At 74.3% G+C, this 18,490-nt stretch carries 12 protein-coding genes, 1 other RNA gene and 1 pseudogene; 10 read left to right on the top strand and 4 right to left on the bottom strand.

Annotated elements, in window-relative coordinates:
• Positions 1-692 (top strand): hypothetical protein (locus tag IPL61_21955; protein ID MBK9033897.1); only part of this gene is annotated, 692 nt, incomplete at its 5' end.
• A 353-nt stretch (positions 693-1,045) separates the two neighbouring features.
• A complete protein-coding gene (locus IPL61_21950) occupies positions 1,046-1,330 on the top strand; it encodes a hypothetical protein (GenBank protein MBK9033896.1) in 285 nt (94 codons plus the stop codon).
• Here IPL61_21950 and ssrA read toward each other — a convergent pair.
• Positions 1,329-1,689, bottom strand: a transfer-messenger RNA (tmRNA) gene (gene ssrA / locus IPL61_21945). The two genes, IPL61_21950 and ssrA, sit on opposite strands and share 2 nt — an antisense overlap.
• A 601-nt stretch (positions 1,690-2,290) precedes the next feature.
• Here ssrA and IPL61_21940 point away from each other — a divergent pair.
• Complete coding sequence (locus IPL61_21940; GenBank protein ID MBK9033895.1) at positions 2,291-8,254, top strand: choice-of-anchor D domain-containing protein; 5,964 nt, start codon at positions 2,291-2,293, stop codon at positions 8,252-8,254.
• A gap of 456 nt (positions 8,255-8,710) precedes the next feature.
• Here IPL61_21940 and IPL61_21935 read toward each other — a convergent pair whose 3' ends face one another.
• The gene (locus IPL61_21935) at positions 8,711-9,424 is read right to left on the bottom strand and encodes a ComF family protein (GenBank protein ID MBK9033894.1); all 714 of its coding nucleotides are present in this window, start codon (positions 9,422-9,424) and stop codon (positions 8,711-8,713) included.
• A gap of 53 nt (positions 9,425-9,477) precedes the next feature.
• On the opposite strand from IPL61_21935, the gene smpB reads away from it, so the two are divergent.
• From smpB to IPL61_21915, 4 genes are all read left to right on the top strand, one after another.
• Positions 9,478-9,942, top strand: coding sequence for an SsrA-binding protein SmpB (gene smpB, locus IPL61_21930; protein MBK9033893.1), 465 nt, complete (start codon positions 9,478-9,480; stop codon positions 9,940-9,942).
• A gap of 55 nt (positions 9,943-9,997) precedes the next feature.
• Positions 9,998-10,300, top strand: coding sequence for a hypothetical protein (locus IPL61_21925; GenBank protein MBK9033892.1), 303 nt, complete (start codon positions 9,998-10,000; stop codon positions 10,298-10,300).
• A gap of 59 nt (positions 10,301-10,359) precedes the next feature.
• Positions 10,360-11,202 (top strand): class I SAM-dependent methyltransferase, encoded by an 843-nt coding sequence (locus tag IPL61_21920; GenBank protein MBK9033891.1) that lies wholly within the window; start codon positions 10,360-10,362, stop codon positions 11,200-11,202.
• A gap of 99 nt (positions 11,203-11,301) precedes the next feature.
• Positions 11,302-11,715, top strand: coding sequence for a hypothetical protein (locus IPL61_21915; protein MBK9033890.1), 414 nt, complete (start codon positions 11,302-11,304; stop codon positions 11,713-11,715).
• Positions 11,716-12,299: 584 nt separating this feature from the next.
• Here the strand turns inward: IPL61_21915 and tatC are convergent.
• Together tatC and IPL61_21905 are read right to left on the bottom strand one after the other, a co-directional pair.
• Positions 12,300-13,124, bottom strand: a complete 825-nt coding sequence (tatC, locus tag IPL61_21910; protein ID MBK9033889.1) for a twin-arginine translocase subunit TatC — start codon at positions 13,122-13,124, stop codon at positions 12,300-12,302.
• Positions 13,125-13,126: 2 nt separating this feature from the next.
• Positions 13,127-13,879, bottom strand: coding sequence for a twin-arginine translocase TatA/TatE family subunit (locus tag IPL61_21905; protein MBK9033888.1), 753 nt, complete (start codon positions 13,877-13,879; stop codon positions 13,127-13,129).
• Positions 13,880-16,576: 2,697 nt separating this feature from the next.
• Here IPL61_21905 and IPL61_21900 point away from each other — a divergent pair.
• The 3 genes and pseudogenes from IPL61_21900 (at position 16,577) to IPL61_21890 (ending at position 17,984) form a co-directional block, all read left to right on the top strand.
• Positions 16,577-16,769, top strand: a pseudogene (locus tag IPL61_21900) (hypothetical protein).
• Between the two features lie 151 nt (positions 16,770-16,920).
• Positions 16,921-17,247, top strand: a complete 327-nt coding sequence (locus tag IPL61_21895; GenBank protein MBK9033887.1) for a hypothetical protein — start codon at positions 16,921-16,923, stop codon at positions 17,245-17,247.
• A complete protein-coding gene (locus tag IPL61_21890; protein ID MBK9033886.1) occupies positions 17,244-17,984 on the top strand; it encodes a transposase in 741 nt (246 codons plus the stop codon). The genes IPL61_21895 and IPL61_21890 overlap by 4 nt, the downstream gene beginning before the upstream one ends.
• The last annotated feature ends 506 nt before the right edge of the window (positions 17,985-18,490 follow it).

The following is an 18,490-nucleotide window of genomic DNA, read 5'->3' as shown; positions in this document are numbered from 1 at the left end:
TGCTGTGGTGTCGGCTGAAGGACAACGAGGGGCGGTGGCTCCGCAAGCGGACGCGCTACCACGTGGGCGAGGAGCGCAGCGCGCAGCGGTACGCCGACGCGGCCCAGGCGACGGTCGACGCGCGGCGGGCGCCGGGCCCGATCGGGCCGGTGACGGTCGCGAGCTACTCGAAGCAGTGGCTGACGGGGCGGCGCGAGCTCTACGAGGCGACGCGGGCGCGGTACGAGGCGAACGGCACGAGCAAGGTCCAGCACCGCGACTACGCGACCGACGCCGGGCGCGTGCGCAAGCACGTGCTGCCGCACCTGGGCGCGATGAAGCTCGCCGACGTGCGCCCGCGGCACCTGGCCGACTGGGTCCACAAGCTGCGCACGACCACGACGCTGTCGCCGCACACGGTCCGCAACGTCTACGGCCTGGTTAGCGCGATGTTCCGCGACGCGGCGGTCGCGGGCCACGTCGATCAGAACCCGGCGATCCTGACGAAGACCCAGCTCGGCGACGACGAGGGCAGCGTGGAGGGCGCCGGTCGCTACACGCGCGCGCAGTTCGAGCTGATGATCGGCTCCGAGACGCTGCCGGAGCCCGCGCGGGTGTTCGCGGCGCTCGGCGGCCTCGCCGGCCTGCGGCTCGGCGCGATCGCGGGCCTGCGCTGGAGCCTCCTGGAAGACCCGAGCGCGGTGGGGGTGTGAGCGTCCATCGCGTGGCCTATCGACCGCAACGGGGTGCGGTTGCGGACCGCTGGCCGATCTTCAGATCGGCCAGGGCACCGCGATCCCGGTGCACCCGGTGCTGGCCGACATGGTCACGAGCTGGCGCCGCGGCTGGGGCCAGGTAGTCGGCCAGGCACGACTTCGGCTTGAAAGCGGCTGACCATGGGGTAACGCTTTGCCCACGACCAACTTCGTCACGGTGGCGGCGCACGGCGAACGACCAGCCGACGAGCACCGAAGGTGGGGGATGAGATGGCACACGAGGCCGATGAGGATGACGAGCTCGAGGCCGCCGCACCGCGCGTCGCCCGCTGCGCATGTTCATCGCTGGCTTGTTCAGCCTCGCGGGAGCCTCCGCCGCGGTCTTCTCCGGCCTCGCGCTGCGCGGCCTCGCCCGCGCGCCGGAGCCGCAGGGCTCTGCGGCCGCGATCGGCCTGGCGCTCGCCCCAGCGGTCGCCTGGACGTTCCTCGTCCTGTCCGCGATCGTCGCGGTCGTGGCGACCATCGCCTTCACCGCCGCGCTGCTGGAGGCACGGGCAGCCAAGCGGCTGCACGCCGCCGCGGCGACCGCGCTGCGGGCCGCGACCGCGAGGCCACGGAACGACTCAGCAATATAAGTGGAGGCGCCGGGAGTCGAACCCGGGTCCGAGAATGCTTTCGAATGAGCTACTACGTGCGTAGCCACCGCTCGTCTTGTCTGGCCCTGGTGAGAGGTGGGTGGCAGCCATCACCAGCGCGAGTCGATCCTGAATCTCGCCTGCCGGGCGATCGTCGCTCCTGGCAGGCCAGCCTGATTATTTCGGCTACGCGGGCTCCAGGCGGAAGCCTACGCACCCGTCGTGGTCCTGACTAGGTCAGGCCGCGAGAGCAACAGCGTTATCGTTCGCAGTTGCAGGGTTGCCCATTTTTACGTGGCCATGGGCGCCACGGCACGCAGCTCGAACGTCGACATCCTCGTCGAAACCGGTACGCCCCCTTGTCATAGAACCGGCCCCGAGGGCCCAGGCGGCATCATGGGGCCGGCGAGGGGCCGACGCAAGGGCGGAACGCAGGCGGCGGGCGCCGATTTTCGCGAGCCCCGAGCAAGGGTTACGTCGACGGCCACAAGGGCGGAACGCAGGCGGCGGGCGCCGATTTTCGCGAGCCCCGAGCGAGGGTTACGTCGACCGCCGCAAGGGCGGAACGCAGGCGGCGGGGGCCGATCTTCGCGAGCCCCGAGCGAGGGTTACGTCGACGGCCGAAACGGTGGAACGAAGGCAGCGGGGGGCCGATCTTCGCGAGCCCCGAGCAAGGGTTACGTCGACGGCCACAAGGGCGGAACGCAGGCGGCGGGGGCCGATCTTCGCGAGCGGCCGGGAGGGCCTGACGCGGGCGGCGGAACCCAGGCGGCCGATCGCAGCCGGCGGGGGCCGATTTTCGCGAGGGACGAGCAAGGGTTACGTGGGTCACACGGGGGCCGTGGGGGCTTCCGATCATGTGGTAGGGCGGGTTACCATTTCCGCACGCACACCTGGCTCGGGGGCCGGGTGCGCGAACCCTTCGGAGCCTACATGCGCGCTCGTCTTGCAGTTCTATTCGTGGTTGGGGTGGGGACGCTCGGCTGGACCGCCGGCGCGGCGTCGGCCGCGATCGCCGTGAGCCCACCCACGCTCGACTTCCTTCAGGTGAACGTCGGCACGCCGAGCGCGCCGCAGACGGTGACGATCACCAACGACGACAACATGGCCACGGCGTCGGTGACGATGCAGCCGAGCGGCGGGTGCGCGGGCACGCTGTCGTTCAGCCCGAGCGCCACGGTCGTCGTGCCGATGCGCGTGGGGTCCACCGACGGCTCGATCACGGTCGACGTCATCTTCACGCCCGCGAGCCGGGCGGCGTTGTCGGGCTGCGTGATCACGGCCAACGGCCCGGGCGGCGGCGATCCGACGATCCCGGTCGACGGCGACGGCCTGGCCTCGACCCTGTCGATCACCCAGCCGACGATCAACTTCAACCCGCAGCGCCACAACGGCGGCACCCCCGAGGTCCGCAACCTGACCGTCCAGAACGACGGCGAGCTCGACGTGACGGTGGCGCAGTTCACCACCTCGCTGACCAACTCGACCGACTTCTCGCTGGGCGCGCTGAGCGGCACGATCGCGGGCAACGGCGGCACGGCGACGCTGCCGATCACGTTCAACCCGGCGTCGAACGGCGCCAAGACCAGCACGCTGTCGATCGGCGCGACCAACGACTCGCCCGACGTCCCCACCAACATCACGCTCAACGGCACCGGCACCCAGTCGGTGCTGACGGTGGCCGCGACGCTGACGATCGGCCCGACGCCGGCCGGCACGGCGGCCACGAACACGCTCAGCGTCCAGAACACCGGCGTCGAGCCGCTCAACATCGCGACGATGGCGATCACCGGCGCCGGCGCGTCGGTGTTCTCGTTCACCGACCACGGCTGCACCGGCCAGACCTGCACCACCCCGGGCGCGATCGCGATGTCGGTCACCGAGCCGTTCGTCGTGCGCTGCAACAGCGCCACGGGCGGCACCTTCGGGGCGACCCTGACCATCACCAGCGACGACGGCGTCAGCGCCACCGACGTGGTGACGCTGTCGTGCACGACGGTGCCGCCGACCTTGTCGGTGACGACCCCGACCAACTTCGGCACGATCCGGGTCGGGACCCCGGCCGCGGTCAAGACCATCACGATCTCGAACGCCGCCGGCGCCCAGGCCCTGACCTACACGGCGGTGACCTCGTCCGCCGGCGAGTTCCCGTTGACCTGCGTCACCCACCCGACGTGCACGGGCACGGTCGCGGCCGGCGCCAACGCGACCATCCAGGTCGGGTTCGTCCCCACCGCGGTCGGCGCCCGCTCGGGCTCGATCACGCTCACGACCAACGACCCTGATCCGACGGACGCGACCAAGGTCATCCCGGTCGCCGGCACGGGCGCGATCTCGACGGTGTCGGCGGCCAACACGCTGAGCTTCAGCACCGTCGACATCGCCGCGGCCGGCGGCGTGACGCAGCCCCTGGTCATCACCAACTCCGGCGGCGTCTCGCTCAACCTGGTCGGCTCGATGACGATCACCGGCGACCCGTCGGGCAACTTCACCTTCGCCTTCGGCTCGTGCACGACCGGCCAGACCTGCAGCTCGCTGCCCTCGGTCGCCGCCGGCGGCAACACGACGATCACGCTGCGGTGCGACCCGGCGACGATCGGCCTCAAGACCGGCACCCTCAACATCCCGACCGACGACCCGGCCTCGCCCAAGACCGTCTCGCTCACCTGCACCGGCGCGACGCCGGACCTGCAGATCGCCGGCACGCCGCTGGCCGACTTCGGCAACCAGCGCATCAACAACACCAGCCCGACCACCCGGACCTTCACGATCTCGAACCCGGCCGGCACGACCACGTCGGCGATGACCTACACGGTGTCGCCCCCGGCCCAGCACTTCTCGATCGCGTGCTCGGCCCCGGGCTGCACCGGCACCCTCAACCCGGGCGCCACCGCGGTGACGGTGACCGTGTCGTTCCGGCCGACGGTGACCGGCCCGGTGACCGGCAACGTCAACGTCGCCTCGAGCGACGTCAGCACGCCGTCGGTCAACATCGCCGTGAGCGGCACCGGCGTCGAGCCGCTGGTCGCGCTGACCGCGCCGGTGCCGTCGGCGCCGCCGACGGTCGGCGGCGCGGTGACGTTCACCGACACCAACGTCGGCGCCACCTCGGCGACCCAGACCATCACGGTCCAGAACACCGGCTCGATGACGCTGACGATCACCTCGGTGACCAACAGCAACACCGCCGACTTCGACCTCGTGGGGCCGGCCACGACCACGATCGCGCCGGCCGGCACCGCCAGCTGGACGGTCGCGTGCTCGCCCGACACCCAGGGCACCCGCACCGGCACCATCTCCGTGGTCAACGACAGCAACAACGACACCGCGGTCGACGTGGGCCTGAGCTGCTCGGCCATCCGCGGCCGCATCGTCGTCACCTCGGCGACGCCGTTCGCCTACACCCAGCCGACCAACACCATCGACTTCGGCACCACGTTCCTCAACCAGTCGAAGATGACCACGGTCACGATCTCCAACATCGGCAACCGCCCGGTCACGATCAGCACGATCACCTCGGCGCCGGCGGCCCAGGGCTACACCCTCGGCGCGGCCTCGGCGATGGTCGTGCCGGCGGGCGGGACGATCACCTTGCCGATCACGTTCATGCCGACCCTGAACACCCAGGGCACCGCGACCGTGACGCTCGCGACCGACTGGAACACGCTGGCCTTCACGGTCACCGGCGACGGCGTCGACTCGGGCCTGGTGATCATGCCGGGCGCGGGCGCGGGCTGCGTCAACACCTTGTCGGCGTACGACTACGGCCAGGTCGCGTGGGACGCGTCCCGGCCGCAGGGGTTCTGCTTCAAGAACATCGGCCAGGCGGCGGCGCCGCTGACCTCGGTGACGCTGATCGGGGCCGCCGGCAACTACACCATCGCGGGCGTGCCGGGGACGCTGCCCACCCTGATCACCGGCCAGCAGCTCGACGTCACGGTCACCGCCGATCCCAACGACGCGATGCTCGGGGTGTTCACCGCCACGCTCGACGTGACCTCGACCTTGCCGGGGGCCGACGCCCACCGCACCGTGGCCCTGACGATGACCTCGGTCGGCCCGACGATGGCGCTCAACCCGGGCGCGGCGCTCGACTTCGGCGGGGTCGACGTCGACCTGGTCGGCGGCCGGGTGCTACCGCTGACGGTCACCAACATGCTGCCGGCGGGCGCGGCCCCGCTGGTGATCTCGGGCGTCACCAACCCGACCGGGTCGTTCTCGCTGGTCGGCGCGATGCCGGGCACGATCGCCAGCGGCGAGTCGGTCACGATGATGGTGCGCTTCGACCCGTCGGTCGAGCGCTCGGCGGCGACGATGGAGTCGTCGTCGTTCACGATCAACACCACCGGCTACTACGTCGGCGGCGTGCGCCAGCCGCTGGGCCAGGCGATCACGCTGACCGGCTACGGCGTCGATCAGCACGTCAGCGTCAGCGCCCCGACGATCGCGTTCGGCGACGTGTATCGCAACCCGCGGGCCGACGACCCGCGCGCGGTCAAGACCGTGGCGGTGTGCAACACCGGCGAGGCCGCGCTGGCGGTGTCGATGATCACCGACCCGGCGGCGCCGTTCGACGTCACCAGCGCGTCGACGCTGAGCCTGACCGGCGTCGCGGCGCCGGGCGGCGCGCCGGTGTGCCAGGACGTGACCGTCGAGTTCCGGCCGGCCGACGAGGCCTACCAGAGCTACACCGGCGCGATCACCGTGATGAACGACGACGAGGGCAACGCGATGGCCGAGGTCACGCTGAGCGGCACCTCGATCGTGCGCCCCGTGACGGTCACCAGCGGCGTGACCGCGACCGACGTGCTGGCGGTGGGCGTGCCGGTGCGGCTGACCGAGGTGTTCCCGACCGGCCTGACCGCGAAGAACGAGGCCATCCCGGCCGAGCCCTTCACGATCGAGCTGCGGCCGACGTCGGCCCAGGCCCGGGTCGAGGTGGTCGGCGACGCCGAGCGCGAGCTGGCGATGGGCGAGACCGAGGTCTACGACCTGACGATCACCGCGCAGACCGCGGGCGACGTGACCTTCACCGCCGACGTCTACCTCGACGGCGACACCTTCCCGCACGCGCAGATCCCGGTCACCCTGACCGCGGTCGACGTCCAGGTCCGCGGCGGCGGCGGCTGCAGCACGTCGGGCAAGGGCGGCCGCGGCACGGTCGCGCTGCTGGTGCTGGCGCTGGCGGTCGCGATGCGCCGTCGGCGGGCCGCGCGCGGCGTGCTGGCGCTGGCCGTGATCGCGGCGGTCGCGGCCACCGCGGCGCCGGCGGCGGCCCAGGGCTCGCGCGACCTCGAGCTCAGCACGTTCTCGCCGGCCCCGGCCACCGAGGGCCAGATGTTCGCGATCGAGTCGCCGACCGTCGGCGCCAAGGGCGCGTGGGCCCTGGACCTGGCGTTCAACCACGCGGTGTCGCCGATGACGATCGCCGACACCGGGATGGCGGGCGGCGACATCGTCTCGGGCCGGACCGCGGTCGAGCTCGGGTTCGCGTACGCGATCGCCGCCAAGCTCGAGCTGGGCGTGCGGGTCCCGCTGCTGTCGCAGCAGGGCGCCAACCCCGGCATCGCCGGCCTCGACTTCAGCAACGGCGGCGGCAGCACGATCGGCGACATCGGCGTGCTGGCCCGCTACGCCCTGGTCGACGGCGCCAAGACCAAGGTCGGCGCGTCGGCGACGATCACCGCGCCGACCGCCAAGGCCGATCAGTTCGCGGGCTCGGGCACGGTGACCGGCGCCGCGCGGCTGCTGCTGTCGCAGGCCGCCGGCAAGCGGATCACCCTGGCCGCCAACGCCGGCTTCCTGGTGCGCGGCGGCGCCACCGAGTTCGCGGGCATGACCCAGGGCCACCAGGTGCTGTTCGGCGCCGGGGTGTCGGTGCGCACCCTCGAGAAGCTGTGGCTGATCGGCGAGACCTTCGGCCGGATGGGCCTGGGCAGCGACGACGCCGCCGCGGCCAGCCCGATCGAGGCGACCGTCGGGCTGCGCTACCGGATGGGCCAGAGCGTGGCGCTGTCGCTGGGCGGCGGCACCGGCCTCCGCGCCGGCATCGGCGCGCCCAAGGTGCGCGGCTTCCTGATGCTGTCGTTCTCGCCCAAGGCCCGCAAGGACGCGCCGCTGCACATCTACGTGCCGCCGCCGCCGCGCGACGTGGGCGACGACGACGGCGACGGCGTGGTCAACGCCGACGACGCGTGCAAGCTCGACGCCGAGGACATGGACGGCTTCGAGGACGAGGACGGCTGCCCCGACGCCGACAACGACAAGGACAGCCTGCTCGACGCCGACGACAAGTGCCCGAACCAGCCCGAGGACAAGGACGGGTTCGAGGACGACGACGGCTGCATCGATCCCGACAACGACGGCGACGGCGTGCCCGACACCGAGGACAAGTGCCCGTCCGAGCCCGAGGACAAGGACGGCTTCCAGGACGACGACGGCTGCGAGGAGCCGGACAACGACGGCGACGGCGTGCCCGACGTGCTCGACCAGTGCGCGATGGAGCCCGAGACCATCAACGGCAACGCCGACGAGGACGGCTGCCCCGACAAGGGCGACTCGCTGATCATGGTCATGCCCGATCGCATCGAGGTGCTCGACCCGGTCACGTTCGTCGGCACGACCACCAAGCTCAGCAAGAACGCCCCCAAGGCGCTGTCGCAGATCGGCGCGACGATGCGGGCCGACCGCAAGATCAAGCGGCTGCGCATCACGGTCCACGTCCACCCGCGCGGCCCCGGCGACGAGGCGCTGTCGCAGAAGCGCGCCGACGAGATCCGCACCTGGCTGGTCAACTGGGGCGTCGAGCCCGAGCGCCTCGACTCGCGCGGCATCGGCTCGAAGCGGCCGCTGGTGCCCAAGAAGGCCAAGGGCGCCGAGCAGATCAACGACCGCGTCGAGTTCATCATCTTCGAGCGGCAGTAGCGGCGGGGGCCAGGGGCGGCGCGCCGGCGGTCGATCACCGCTCGGCGCGGGCGCGGGCGCGCGCGCAGCCGATGACTGGGCGTCGCCGGCGACCCGCGCGATCACCGCTCGGCGCGGGCGCACGCGCAGCCGAGGACTGGGGCGTCGCCGGCGCCCCGGGCGATCACCGCTCGGCGCACGCGCAGCCGATGACCGCGGCCGCGGCCCGGGCGCAGGCGAAGTCGATGACCGCGGCGGCGGCGCGGGCGCACGCGCAGCCGATGACCGCGGCGGCCGCGTCGGTGGGTCGATCACCGCTCCGCGCGGGCGCACGCGCAGCCGATGACCGCGGGCGGCGGCGGCACATCGGCGGGCGATCACCGCTCCGCCCTGGCGCACGCGCAGCCGATGACCGCGGGCGGCGGCGGCCCGGGCGCGGGCGGAGGCGCTGACCGCGGCGGCGCCAGCGGTGATCGGTCACCGCTCGGCGCGGGCGCAGGCGAAGCCGATGACCGCGGCGGCGCCGGCGGCGCGCAGGGCGTGGGCCGCGGCGGCCATGGTCGCGCCAGTGGCGACGACGTCGTCGAGCAGCAGCACCCGGCGGCCGGCGACCCGGCGCGGCTGGCGCACGGCGAACGCGCCATCGAGGTTCGCGCGCCGGGCGGCGCCGTCGAGGTGGGTCTGGGGCGCGGTGGCGCGGGTGCGCCGGAGGATCCGGGTGTCGAGGCGCGGGGCCACGCCGGCGACGCGGCGGGCGTGGCGAGCCAGGGCCTCGGCCTGGTTGAAGCCGCGGGCGGCCAGGCGCCGCCAGTGCAGCGGCACCGGCACGATCACATCGATCGCGCCGTGGGTGACCGCGGCGGCGAGGAACGGGGCGTACAGCGGCGCCAGCTCCCGGGCCAGGGCCTGGCGGCTGGCGAACTTGAGGCGGCGCAGCGACCGGGCCAGCTCGCCGCCGTAGCGCCACGGGGCCACCAGGGCCTCGAGGGGCCAGTCGCCGGTCCGGCACCGGGCGCACTCGACGGCCGGCGGGGCCGCCTGAGGTTCGGCGCAGCGCGGGCACGCGACCCCGACCGGATCGAGGCTGACCGCGCACGGCGGGCACAGCGGGGCCGGCGGGGCGACCCGGGCGTCGCAGGCGGTGCACTGGGGGACGAACAGCGTGGACAGCGCGCGCTCGAGGACTTGCATGTCGGTGCTATCGACCGCGCGCGGCGCCGGTTGCGTGCTAAGAACGCGCCGCCATGGCCGATGCTCGATCTGCGGCGCAGAAGTTCATCGCGCAGAACCGCAAGGCCACGCACGACTTCATGATCCACGAGCGGTTCGAGTGCGGGCTGGTGCTGGTCGGGTCCGAGGTGAAGTCCCTGCGCGACGCCAAGGTGACGATCTCCGACGGCTGGGCCGAGATCCGCAAGGGCGAGGCGTGGCTGCACGGCGTGCAGATCAACGAGTACCCGTGGGCCAACCGCGACAACCACGACGTCGGCCGGGTCCGCAAGCTGCTCTTGCACAAGGCCGAGATCGCCAAGCTGGTCGCCAAGACCCGCGAGCGCGGCTTCACGCTGATCCCGCTGTCCCTCTACTGGAAGGAGGGCAAGGTCAAGATCGAGCTGGGCCTGGCGACCCACAAGAAGCAGTACGACAAGCGCGCGGCCAAGCGCGCCGCCGACGACCAGCGCGAGATCGCGCGGGCCGCGAAGCGCTGACGCACCGAACCGCGCGCCCGCGGCATCCAGACGACGTGCCGCGGGAGGACGCCCCATGAGCGACGCGATGGACACGATCACCGCCGAGCTAGCCGCCGAGAGCGCGGCCAGCCTGGGCCGCGCCGGGCGGGCGCTCGAGGGCGCGCTGGGCGCGCTGGCGGCGCACGCGGTCGGCGACCGACGCCCGCGGGCCGAGCTGGTCGACGTGGCGGCGTACTACGCGTGGAGCTACGTGGTGCTGCGCGGCGCGCTGGGCTTCGGCGACGACGACGACGCGCTGCGTGCGTACCGGGTGCCGGCCGAGGTGCGCGCGCGGATCGGCGCGGTGCGGTCGCCGCCGGGCGAAGGGATCGAGTAGCGCCCCTTACACGCCTGTCTCGTCGCCTGGGCCGCGGGCGCCCGCGCTATAGAGGCCGGATGCAAGGACCGAGCAGCACGGCGCTCATGGTGTGCGCGTACCGAGCGCGCGCGTCGAGGTGGACGCGGCCGATCATGACCGATCGCTGGGCCGACGCGCTCGCCGGCGACGAGGGCCACCGCATCGCCGCGGGCTTCGACGCGCACTGGCCGGCGATGGAGACCTGGCTGGCGCTGCGGGTCGCGTACCTCGATCGGCTGGTGGGGCTGGCGGCCGATCGCCTGGGGGCGCGCCAGGTGGTCGTGCTCGGCGCCGGCTACGACACCCGCGCGGCGCGGCTGCCGCGCGCGGGCGTGCGCTACTTCGAGGTCGATCACCCTGAGACCCAGGCGGCCAAGCGCGCGCGCCTGGCCGCCCTGCCCGGCTATCCGATCGACGCCGCGACCTACGCGCCGTGCGACTTCGAGCGCGAGGACCCGATCGAGCAGCTGCGCGCGGCCGGGCTGTCGACGCTCGAGCCGACGCTGGTCCTGTGGGAGGGCGTCGTGCCGTACCTGACCGAGGCCGCGGTGCGCGCGACCGCGACCACGCTGGCGCGCGGGCTCGATCCGCGGTCGCTGGTGGCGTTCGACTACGTCGGCAAGAACATGGCCGCGGGCCAGAAGCTGTCGGCGCAGGACCACGGCATGCGCGACTTCATCGGCGACCTGGCCGAGCCGGTGCGGTTCGGCTCGGATCACATCACGCCGGTGCTGGCGGCGTGCGGCTACCGCTGGGTGCGCACGGTCAGCTTCGACGAGCTGGCGCTGCAGCTGCTCGGCGACTACCACCGCGCGCGGCTGTTCCGGTTCCAGCGCATCGCGCTGGCGTCGCCGGGCGTGCTCGACGCCGCCTGGCCGTGACCCGGCGGCGGCGGAGTGCGCGCGGGTGTCAGCGGTGTCCGCCAGCGGCGGCCGCGGCGCGGGCGTAGCGTTCGAGGCCTGAGACGCGCGCTCGCGCTGGTGGTGATGGCGGCGGCGTGCGACCTACCCGAGGAGGATCCGGTGGCGCTCCTGGCCGAGCGCGCGGGCGCCTCGGTCGACCGCGGCGCGGCGACGGCCTCCGACGACGCGCCGGCGAACCCGGCCTGGGCCCGGGCGTGCGCGATGGCGGCGCGGGGCCGCGGCGAGACGTTCCGGGTGCTGGTCGATCAGCCGCTGGCCGACGCCCGGGCCGCGGTCGGCTGGATCGGCGAGCCAGCCGGCGGCGGCTGGCGCCTCGACTACGCCGCGTCCGACGGCCTCGATCTCGGCGACAGCGAGTGCGTGCGCTGGACCGCCTGCGCGGCGATCGTCGACCGCGGGCTCGACTGCGGCTCGCTCGGCGGCGAACTGTGCCTGCGCGGTGCGCGGTGTGCTGAAGGCTGCGCGCGGTGAGGTGCGCGCTCGGCGGCGATCTGGGCCTGCGCGGCGCGCGGTGTGCGGAAGGCTGCGCGCGATGAGGTGCGCGCTCGGCGGCGATCTGGGCCTGCGCGGCGCGCGGTGTGCTGAAGGCTGCGCGCGGTGAGGTGAAGGCTGCGCGCGGTGAGGTGCGCGTCGTGAGCTGCGCGCGGTGAGCTGCGCGCGGTGAGGTGTGCGCGGTGAGCTGCGCGCGGTGAGGTGCGCGCGGTGAGCTGCGCGTCGTGAGCTGTGCGCGGTGAGCTGCGCGCGGTGAGCTGCGCGCGGTGAGCTGCGCGCGGTGAGGTGTGCGCGGTGAGCTGCGCGCGGTGAGGTGCGCGCGGTGAGGCGTGCGCGGTGAGGTGCGCGCGGTGAGGTGTGCGCGGTGAGGTGCGCGCGGTGAGGTGCGCGCGGTGAGCTGCGCGCGGTGAGCTGCGCGCGGTGAGCTGCGCGCGGTGAGGTGCGCGCGGTGAGCTGCGCGCGGTGAGCTGCGCGCGGTGAGGTGTGCGGAGAGCTGCGTGCGAGGGAGGTGCACGCGGCGAGTGCGCCGTGCTGCGCGCCGGCCCCCGTCAGGCCGGCGGCGGTCAGGCCTCGTCGTCGTCGTCGGGCGGCGCCTCGGTGTAGCCCGCGGCCTTGGCCGCGCGCTCCTTGTTGCGCACGACCACCCACGCCACGATGATCGACAGGTTGTAGAGCGCGATCATCGGCAGCGCCATCAGGCACTGCGAGACGACGTCGGCCGACGGCGTCAGGATCGCGCCGATGATGAACGCGAGCACCACGAACCAGCGGTTGAAGCGCCACAGGCTCTTGTGGGTGACCAGGCCGATCTTGGCCAGGAAGTAGATGACGAACGGCATCTCGAACACCGCGCCGAACGCCAGCATCATGTCGCGCGTGAGATCGAGGTAGCCGGTCATCGTCAGCGCCGGCTCGGCGTCCTCGCCGGTGACGCCGAGCAGGTACTGGAACATCGGCTCGAGCACGAACTGGTGACAGAACAGCGCGCCGCCGACGAAGAACAGCCCCGAGAAGGTCGCGAAGACGACGCCGATCCGACGCTCGTGCTTGTACAGGCCGGGCGCGATGAACTTCCACAGCTGGTAGAAGATGAGCGGGCTGGCGACGAACACGCCGGCCCACAGCGCGACCGACATGTAGACCCAGAAGGGCTCGGTCAAGACGTTGTACTTCATCTTGATCGACGCGAACTGCGGGTAGTGCGCCATCGCCTGGTCGAGGGGCACGCGCAGCTCGGCGTAGATGTCGCGGGCGAAGAACCAGCACACGATCGTCGCCACCATGAAGCAGATGGCGGCGTTGCGCAGGCGATCGCGGAACTCGCGCAGGTGCTCGAGGAACGGCATGCGTCCCTCGTCGAGCTCGGCGTCAGGATCGGCGGTCGCCATCGTCAGGAGACCTGGCCGCGGCCGATCGTGCCGGTGGCCGGGCGCACGAGCTTGGCCAGCTCGGCGGCATCGGGATCCTCGGGCTCGAGGTCGGCGTCCGCGTCCGCGGGCTCGGCGTCCGTCGGCTCGGCGTCCACGGGCTCAGCCGGAGCGGCGGGCTCGGCGCTGGCGGCGGTGGCGGCGGTGGTCATGGCGGTGGTGGTCGCGCCCGCGGCGGCGCGCACGGGTCGTGCGGCGGAGGTTGGAGGCTCGGCCGGGACGATCGCGACCAGCGCGGCGGCGCTGACGCCAACGGTGGCTGGGCTGCCGAGTTCGGCCGATGCCGCGGGGCTGGCGTCGACGGCGGCGGGGCTGACCGTCGCGTCAGTCGACTCGGCTGCCGCGGCCGCCGCGACCGCGCTGGCGATCGCGTCTGACATCCGCGTGCCCGCTGGCACCGGGGTGCCATCGGCTGCGACCTCGGCTGCGACCGCGCCGTCAGCTGCGACCGCGGCCCCAGCCGCCAGCGCAGGATCGATCTTGGGCGCCACCTTGCGCGCCGGCCGCCGGATCTCCTCGCCCCGGAGCGCGCTCTTGATGTCGCGGATGGCGCCACCGATCTCGGTGTCGTTCTCGATCGTGTCCGTGAACTCCCGGGTCTGCTTGCGCAGGTCCCTGATATGCTTGGAGATCGTCTTGGCCGCGTCCGGCAGCTTGTCCGGGCCGAGGAAGAGCATGGCGACCACGAGGATCACGAGGATCTCGGTCATGCCCATGCCAAACATCGGCGCGGAGCATAGCACCGCCCTGCCCCCGGGCGACCGCCGGCCGGGAAGTTCGTTCGCGACGGTGGTTCAGGGTCCAGGCCGGGGCGGCGGGCCCGCTGGCCGCCGATCGTGCCGCCGATCGTGCCGCTGATCGTGCCGCCGATCGCGCCGCCGACCGCGCCGCCGATGTGGCCGCCGGGGCACGCCGGGGCGGCGGGCGCGTCGGGCGGCGGCGTACGGCGTCGGGGCGGCGGCGTACGGCGTCGGGGCGTCGGTGCACGGCGGCGGGGCGGCGGCGCGGCGGGCGCGGCGGGCGCGGCGGGGCGGCGGGGCGGCGGCGGGGCGGCGGGGCGGCGTCGGGGCGCCGTCGGGGCGGCGGCGTCGGGGCGACGTCGGGGCGGCGGGCGCGTCGGGGCGCGTCGGGCGCGTCGTCAGGGCGGCGAGTCGGGGTGCGGCGGGCGGGGCGCGGCGGGGCGGCGGGCGCGGCGGGGCGGCGGGCGCGGCGGCGGGGCGGCGGGCGCGTCGGGGCGCCGTCGGGGCGGCGCCGTCGGGGCGCGGCGGGCGCGTCGTCAGGGCGGCGGGCGGGGCGGGGCGCCGTCGGGGCGCGTCGAGCGCGGCGGGGCGGCGGGCGCGGCGGGCGCGGCGGGCGGCGTCGGGGCGGCGGGCGGCGTCGGGGCGCCGTCGGGGCGGCGCTGTCGGGGCGCGGCGGGCGCGGCGGGCGCGGCGGGCGCGTCGAGCGCGGCGGGGCGGCGAGCGCGGCGGGGCGGCGCGCGCGGCGGGGCGGCGGGCGCGGCGGCGGGGCGGCCAGTCGGGGTGCGTGTCGATGGACGCGTGAGAACGCGGCGGGCGCGGCGGACGCGGCGGGCGGCGGCGGGGCCGGCGGGCGGCGTCGCACGGCGTCGGGCCGTTGGGCGGCGGCGGGGCGCGTCGCGTGCTTCGTGGCGCGTTCGCGTGCTTCGTGGCGCGTCGGACGCGTCGGGCGACGGCGGGGCGCGGCGGACGGCGGCGGGGCGCGGCGGACGGCGGGTGACGGCAATGAGGCCGCCGCTGCATGCCTGATCGCGGTGCCGTCGCGCCTGGCGCGGCGATGGAGGTGCCGTCCGGGGAAGAGAGCGCGGTTGTGTTGCCGCTGGCTCGGCGCGCTCCGCGCGTCGAACACGTGTGGGCGCCGGTCGCCCGGAGCGCTGATGGAGTTGCCGCCGGCGTGGACAGCCGCACCGCGCGCCGCAGTGGTGGCCGCCTCAGCGATCGTGCCGGCGGCGCGCCTGCCCACTCCGGCTTGGACACCGGCGAGGCGTGTACGCCTGCGCGCGGCGTGGAGTGGGCGCCGGTGCCCACAACCCCACAGCGCCCGCCAGCTCCGTGAGTTTGATTTGATCGTCCGGAGACCCTGCGGTCGCGGGACCAGATCCGATCCCGGCGAGCCGCCCGGCGAGCCGCCCCAGCGTCATTCCTGGTCGCCGGGATCGGGTCCGCTCCGCCGTCATCTCTCTCTCAAGAATCAACAAACTCACGGCCAGCGGGCGCTGTGGGGTTGTGGGCACCGGCGCCAACTCGATCGCGGCCTGACCGCACGCACGCGTCGCCGGTGTCCAAGCGGTGTGGGTCAGGCACACCGCCGTCCTGGGCGGTCCGCTACGCCACCACGCCGCCTGCGGTGTGGCTGTCCACACCGCGTCAACTCCATCAGCGCTCCGGGAGCCAGCCCACGTTCCCATCGTCCCGTCGGGTCGGCGTGGCGGCGTGTCGCGCAGGACACGCGGGACCACGCGGGACCACGCGGGACGCAGGCCCCAGGACGGCAGCAGCAGGACTTCGTGGCGCGTTCGCGTGCTTCGTGGCGCGTCGGACGCGTCGGGCGACGGCGGGGCGCGGCGGACGGCGGCGGGGCGCGGCGGACGGCGGGTGACGGCAATGAGGCCGCCGCTGCATGCCTGATCGCGGTGCCGTCGCGCCTGGCGCGGCGATGGAGGTGCCGTCCGGGGAAGAGAGCGCGGTTGTGTTGCCGCTGGCTCGGCGCCCTCCGCGCGTCGAACACGTGTGGGCGCCGGTCACCCGGAGCGCTGATGGAGTTGCCGCCGGCGTGGACAGCCGCACCGCGCGCCGCAGTGGTGGCCGCCTCAGCGATCGTGCCGGCGGCGCGCCTGCCCACTCCGGCTTGGACACCGGCGAGGCGTGTACGCCTGCGCGCGGCGTGGGAGTGGGCGCCCAGCCCACAGCGCCCGCCTGCTCCGTGAGTTTGATTTGATCGTCCGGAGACCCTGCGGTCGCGGGACCAGATCCGATCCCGGCGAGCCGCCCGGCGAGCCGCCCCAGCGTCATTCCTGGTCGCCGGGATCGGGTCCGCTCCGCCGTCATCTCTCTCAAGAATCAACAAACTCACGGCCAGCGGGCGCTGTGGGGTTGTGGGCACCGGCGCCAACTCGATCGCGGCCTGACCGCACGCACGCGTCGCCGGTGTCCAAGCGGTGTGGGTCAGGCACACCGCCGTCCTGGGCGGTCCGCTACGCCACCACGCCGCCTGCGGTGTGGCTGTCCACACCGCGTCAACTCCATCAGCGCTCCGGGAGCCAGCCCACGTTCCCATCGTCCCTTCGGGTCGGCGTGGCGGCGTGTCGCGCAGGACACGCGGGACCACGCGGGACGCAGGCCCCAGGACGGCAGCAGCAGGACGTGGCTCGCCGGGACGCCGGAGGTCCGACGCTGGAGATCGACGCTGACGCCGACGCCGACGCCGATGCCGACGCTGACGCTGACGGGGGGACCGACGCCGACGCTGGACGCCGACGCTGGCGGTGGACGCCGACGCTGGCGGTCGACGCCGACGGGAAAAACCGGCGCTGGACGCCGACGCTGGACGCCGACGCCGACGCTGGACGCCGACGCCGACGCCGACGCTGGAGGTCGCCGCCGGGGGACCGACGCCGACGCTGGAGGTCGCCGACGACGGGGAAAACCGACGCTGACGCTGGAGGTCGACGCTGACGCTGGACGTCGACGCCGACGCCGACGGTGGACGCCGACGCTGGCGCTGGACGCCGACGCTGGCGGTGGACGCCGACGCTGGCGGTCGACGCCGACGGGAAAAACCGGCGCTGGACGCCGACGCTGGCGCTGGACGCCGACGCTGGACGCCGACGCCGACGCCGACGCTGGAGGTCGCCGCGGGGGGAACCGACGCCGACGCTGGAGGTCGCCGCCGACGGGGAAAACCGACGATGACGATGGAGGTCGACGCCGACGCCGACGCCGACGCCGACGCCGACGCCGACGCCGACGGCTATGCCGGAGTCCGATGCCGGGCGCCGCATCTCTCATTTTCACCTCATCCTGCCCTCGACAACATCATCATTGAATGTATATTAGCCCTATCATGATTGGGCGGCGGCGAGCGCAACTGGAGTTCGGGGTGACCAAGGCGCGGGTCGGCCACGGCGGTCGGCGCAAGGGCGCGGGCCGTAAGCGCCGAGGCGCGCAGACACCGCCGCACCGCGCTCGACCTGTGCACGATCCGCGGCAGCCGGTGCACGTCGTGCTCAAGGTCGTCGGTGACGTCGGGCGGTTGCGCCGGCGCAGCGCGTACCAGGCGATGCGCTGGGCGATGGTCCGCGCGCTGGGGCGCCACGACTTCCGCGTGGTCCACGTGTCGATCCAGGGCAACCACATCCACCTCTTGTGCGAGGCGGACGACCGCCTCGCGCTGGCCAACGGCGTCCGCGGGCTGTGCATCTCGGCGGCGCGACGCTTGAACCTGGCGATCTCCGAGGAGCGCGGTGTCCGGCGGCGTGGCCGGGTGTTCGCGGCGCGCTACCACGCCACGCCGATCACGACCCCGCGCCAGGCCCGCAACGCGCTGGCGTACGTGCTCAACAACTGGCGGCGTCATCGCGCCGATCACGCCGCGCTCGGTCAGCGCCGCGCGCAGGTCGATCCGTACTCGACCGCGGTCTGGTTCGTCGGCTGGGCCGAGCGCGACGGCGTGCCGTTCGCCTGGCCGCGCGGCTTCGAGCCGCTGCCGTCGGCGCGGCCGCAGACGTGGCTGCTCGCGGATGGATGGCGCCGGGGCGGCGCGCCGCCGAGCCTGTGGCAGGTGCCGGGGGCGATCGACGCTTGACCCGCGCACGCGCACGCGCGCGGCGCAGGCCGCGTGCCGCCGAGGCGGAGGCAGGTGCCGCCGGCGATCGACGCACGCGCGCCGAGCCGGAGCAGGTGCCGCCACGCCCCGTCCGTCGGCGCTCGACGCCGGCCCCGCGCGCGCTCGGCGCAGGCCGCGCCGCCACGCCTCTGGCAGGCGCCAGGCGGCGAGCGCCCCCGTCCCGCGCGCGCGCGGCGCAGGCCGCGTGCCGCCGAGGCGGAAGCAGGTGCCGCCGGCGATCGACGCACGCGCGCCGAGCCGGAGCAGGTGCCGCCACGCCCCGTCCGTCGGCGCTCGACGCCGGCCCCGCGCGCGCTCGGCGCAGGCCGCGCCGCCACGCCTCTGGCAGGCGCCAGGCGGCGAGCGCCCCCGTCCCGCGCGCGCGGCGCAGGCCGCGCCGTCGAGCCTGCGGCCACGCGCCGCCGGCGCCCCCCGTCCCGCGCGCGCTCGGCGCAGCCGCGCCGTCGAGCCTGCGGCCACGCGCC

It is taken from the genome of Myxococcales bacterium, assembly GCA_016717005.1.
Classification (GTDB): Bacteria; Myxococcota_A; Polyangia; order Haliangiales; family Haliangiaceae; genus UBA2376.
Note: the sequence above shows the minus strand (reverse complement) of the source record. Positions and strands in the feature narration are given on the sequence as shown.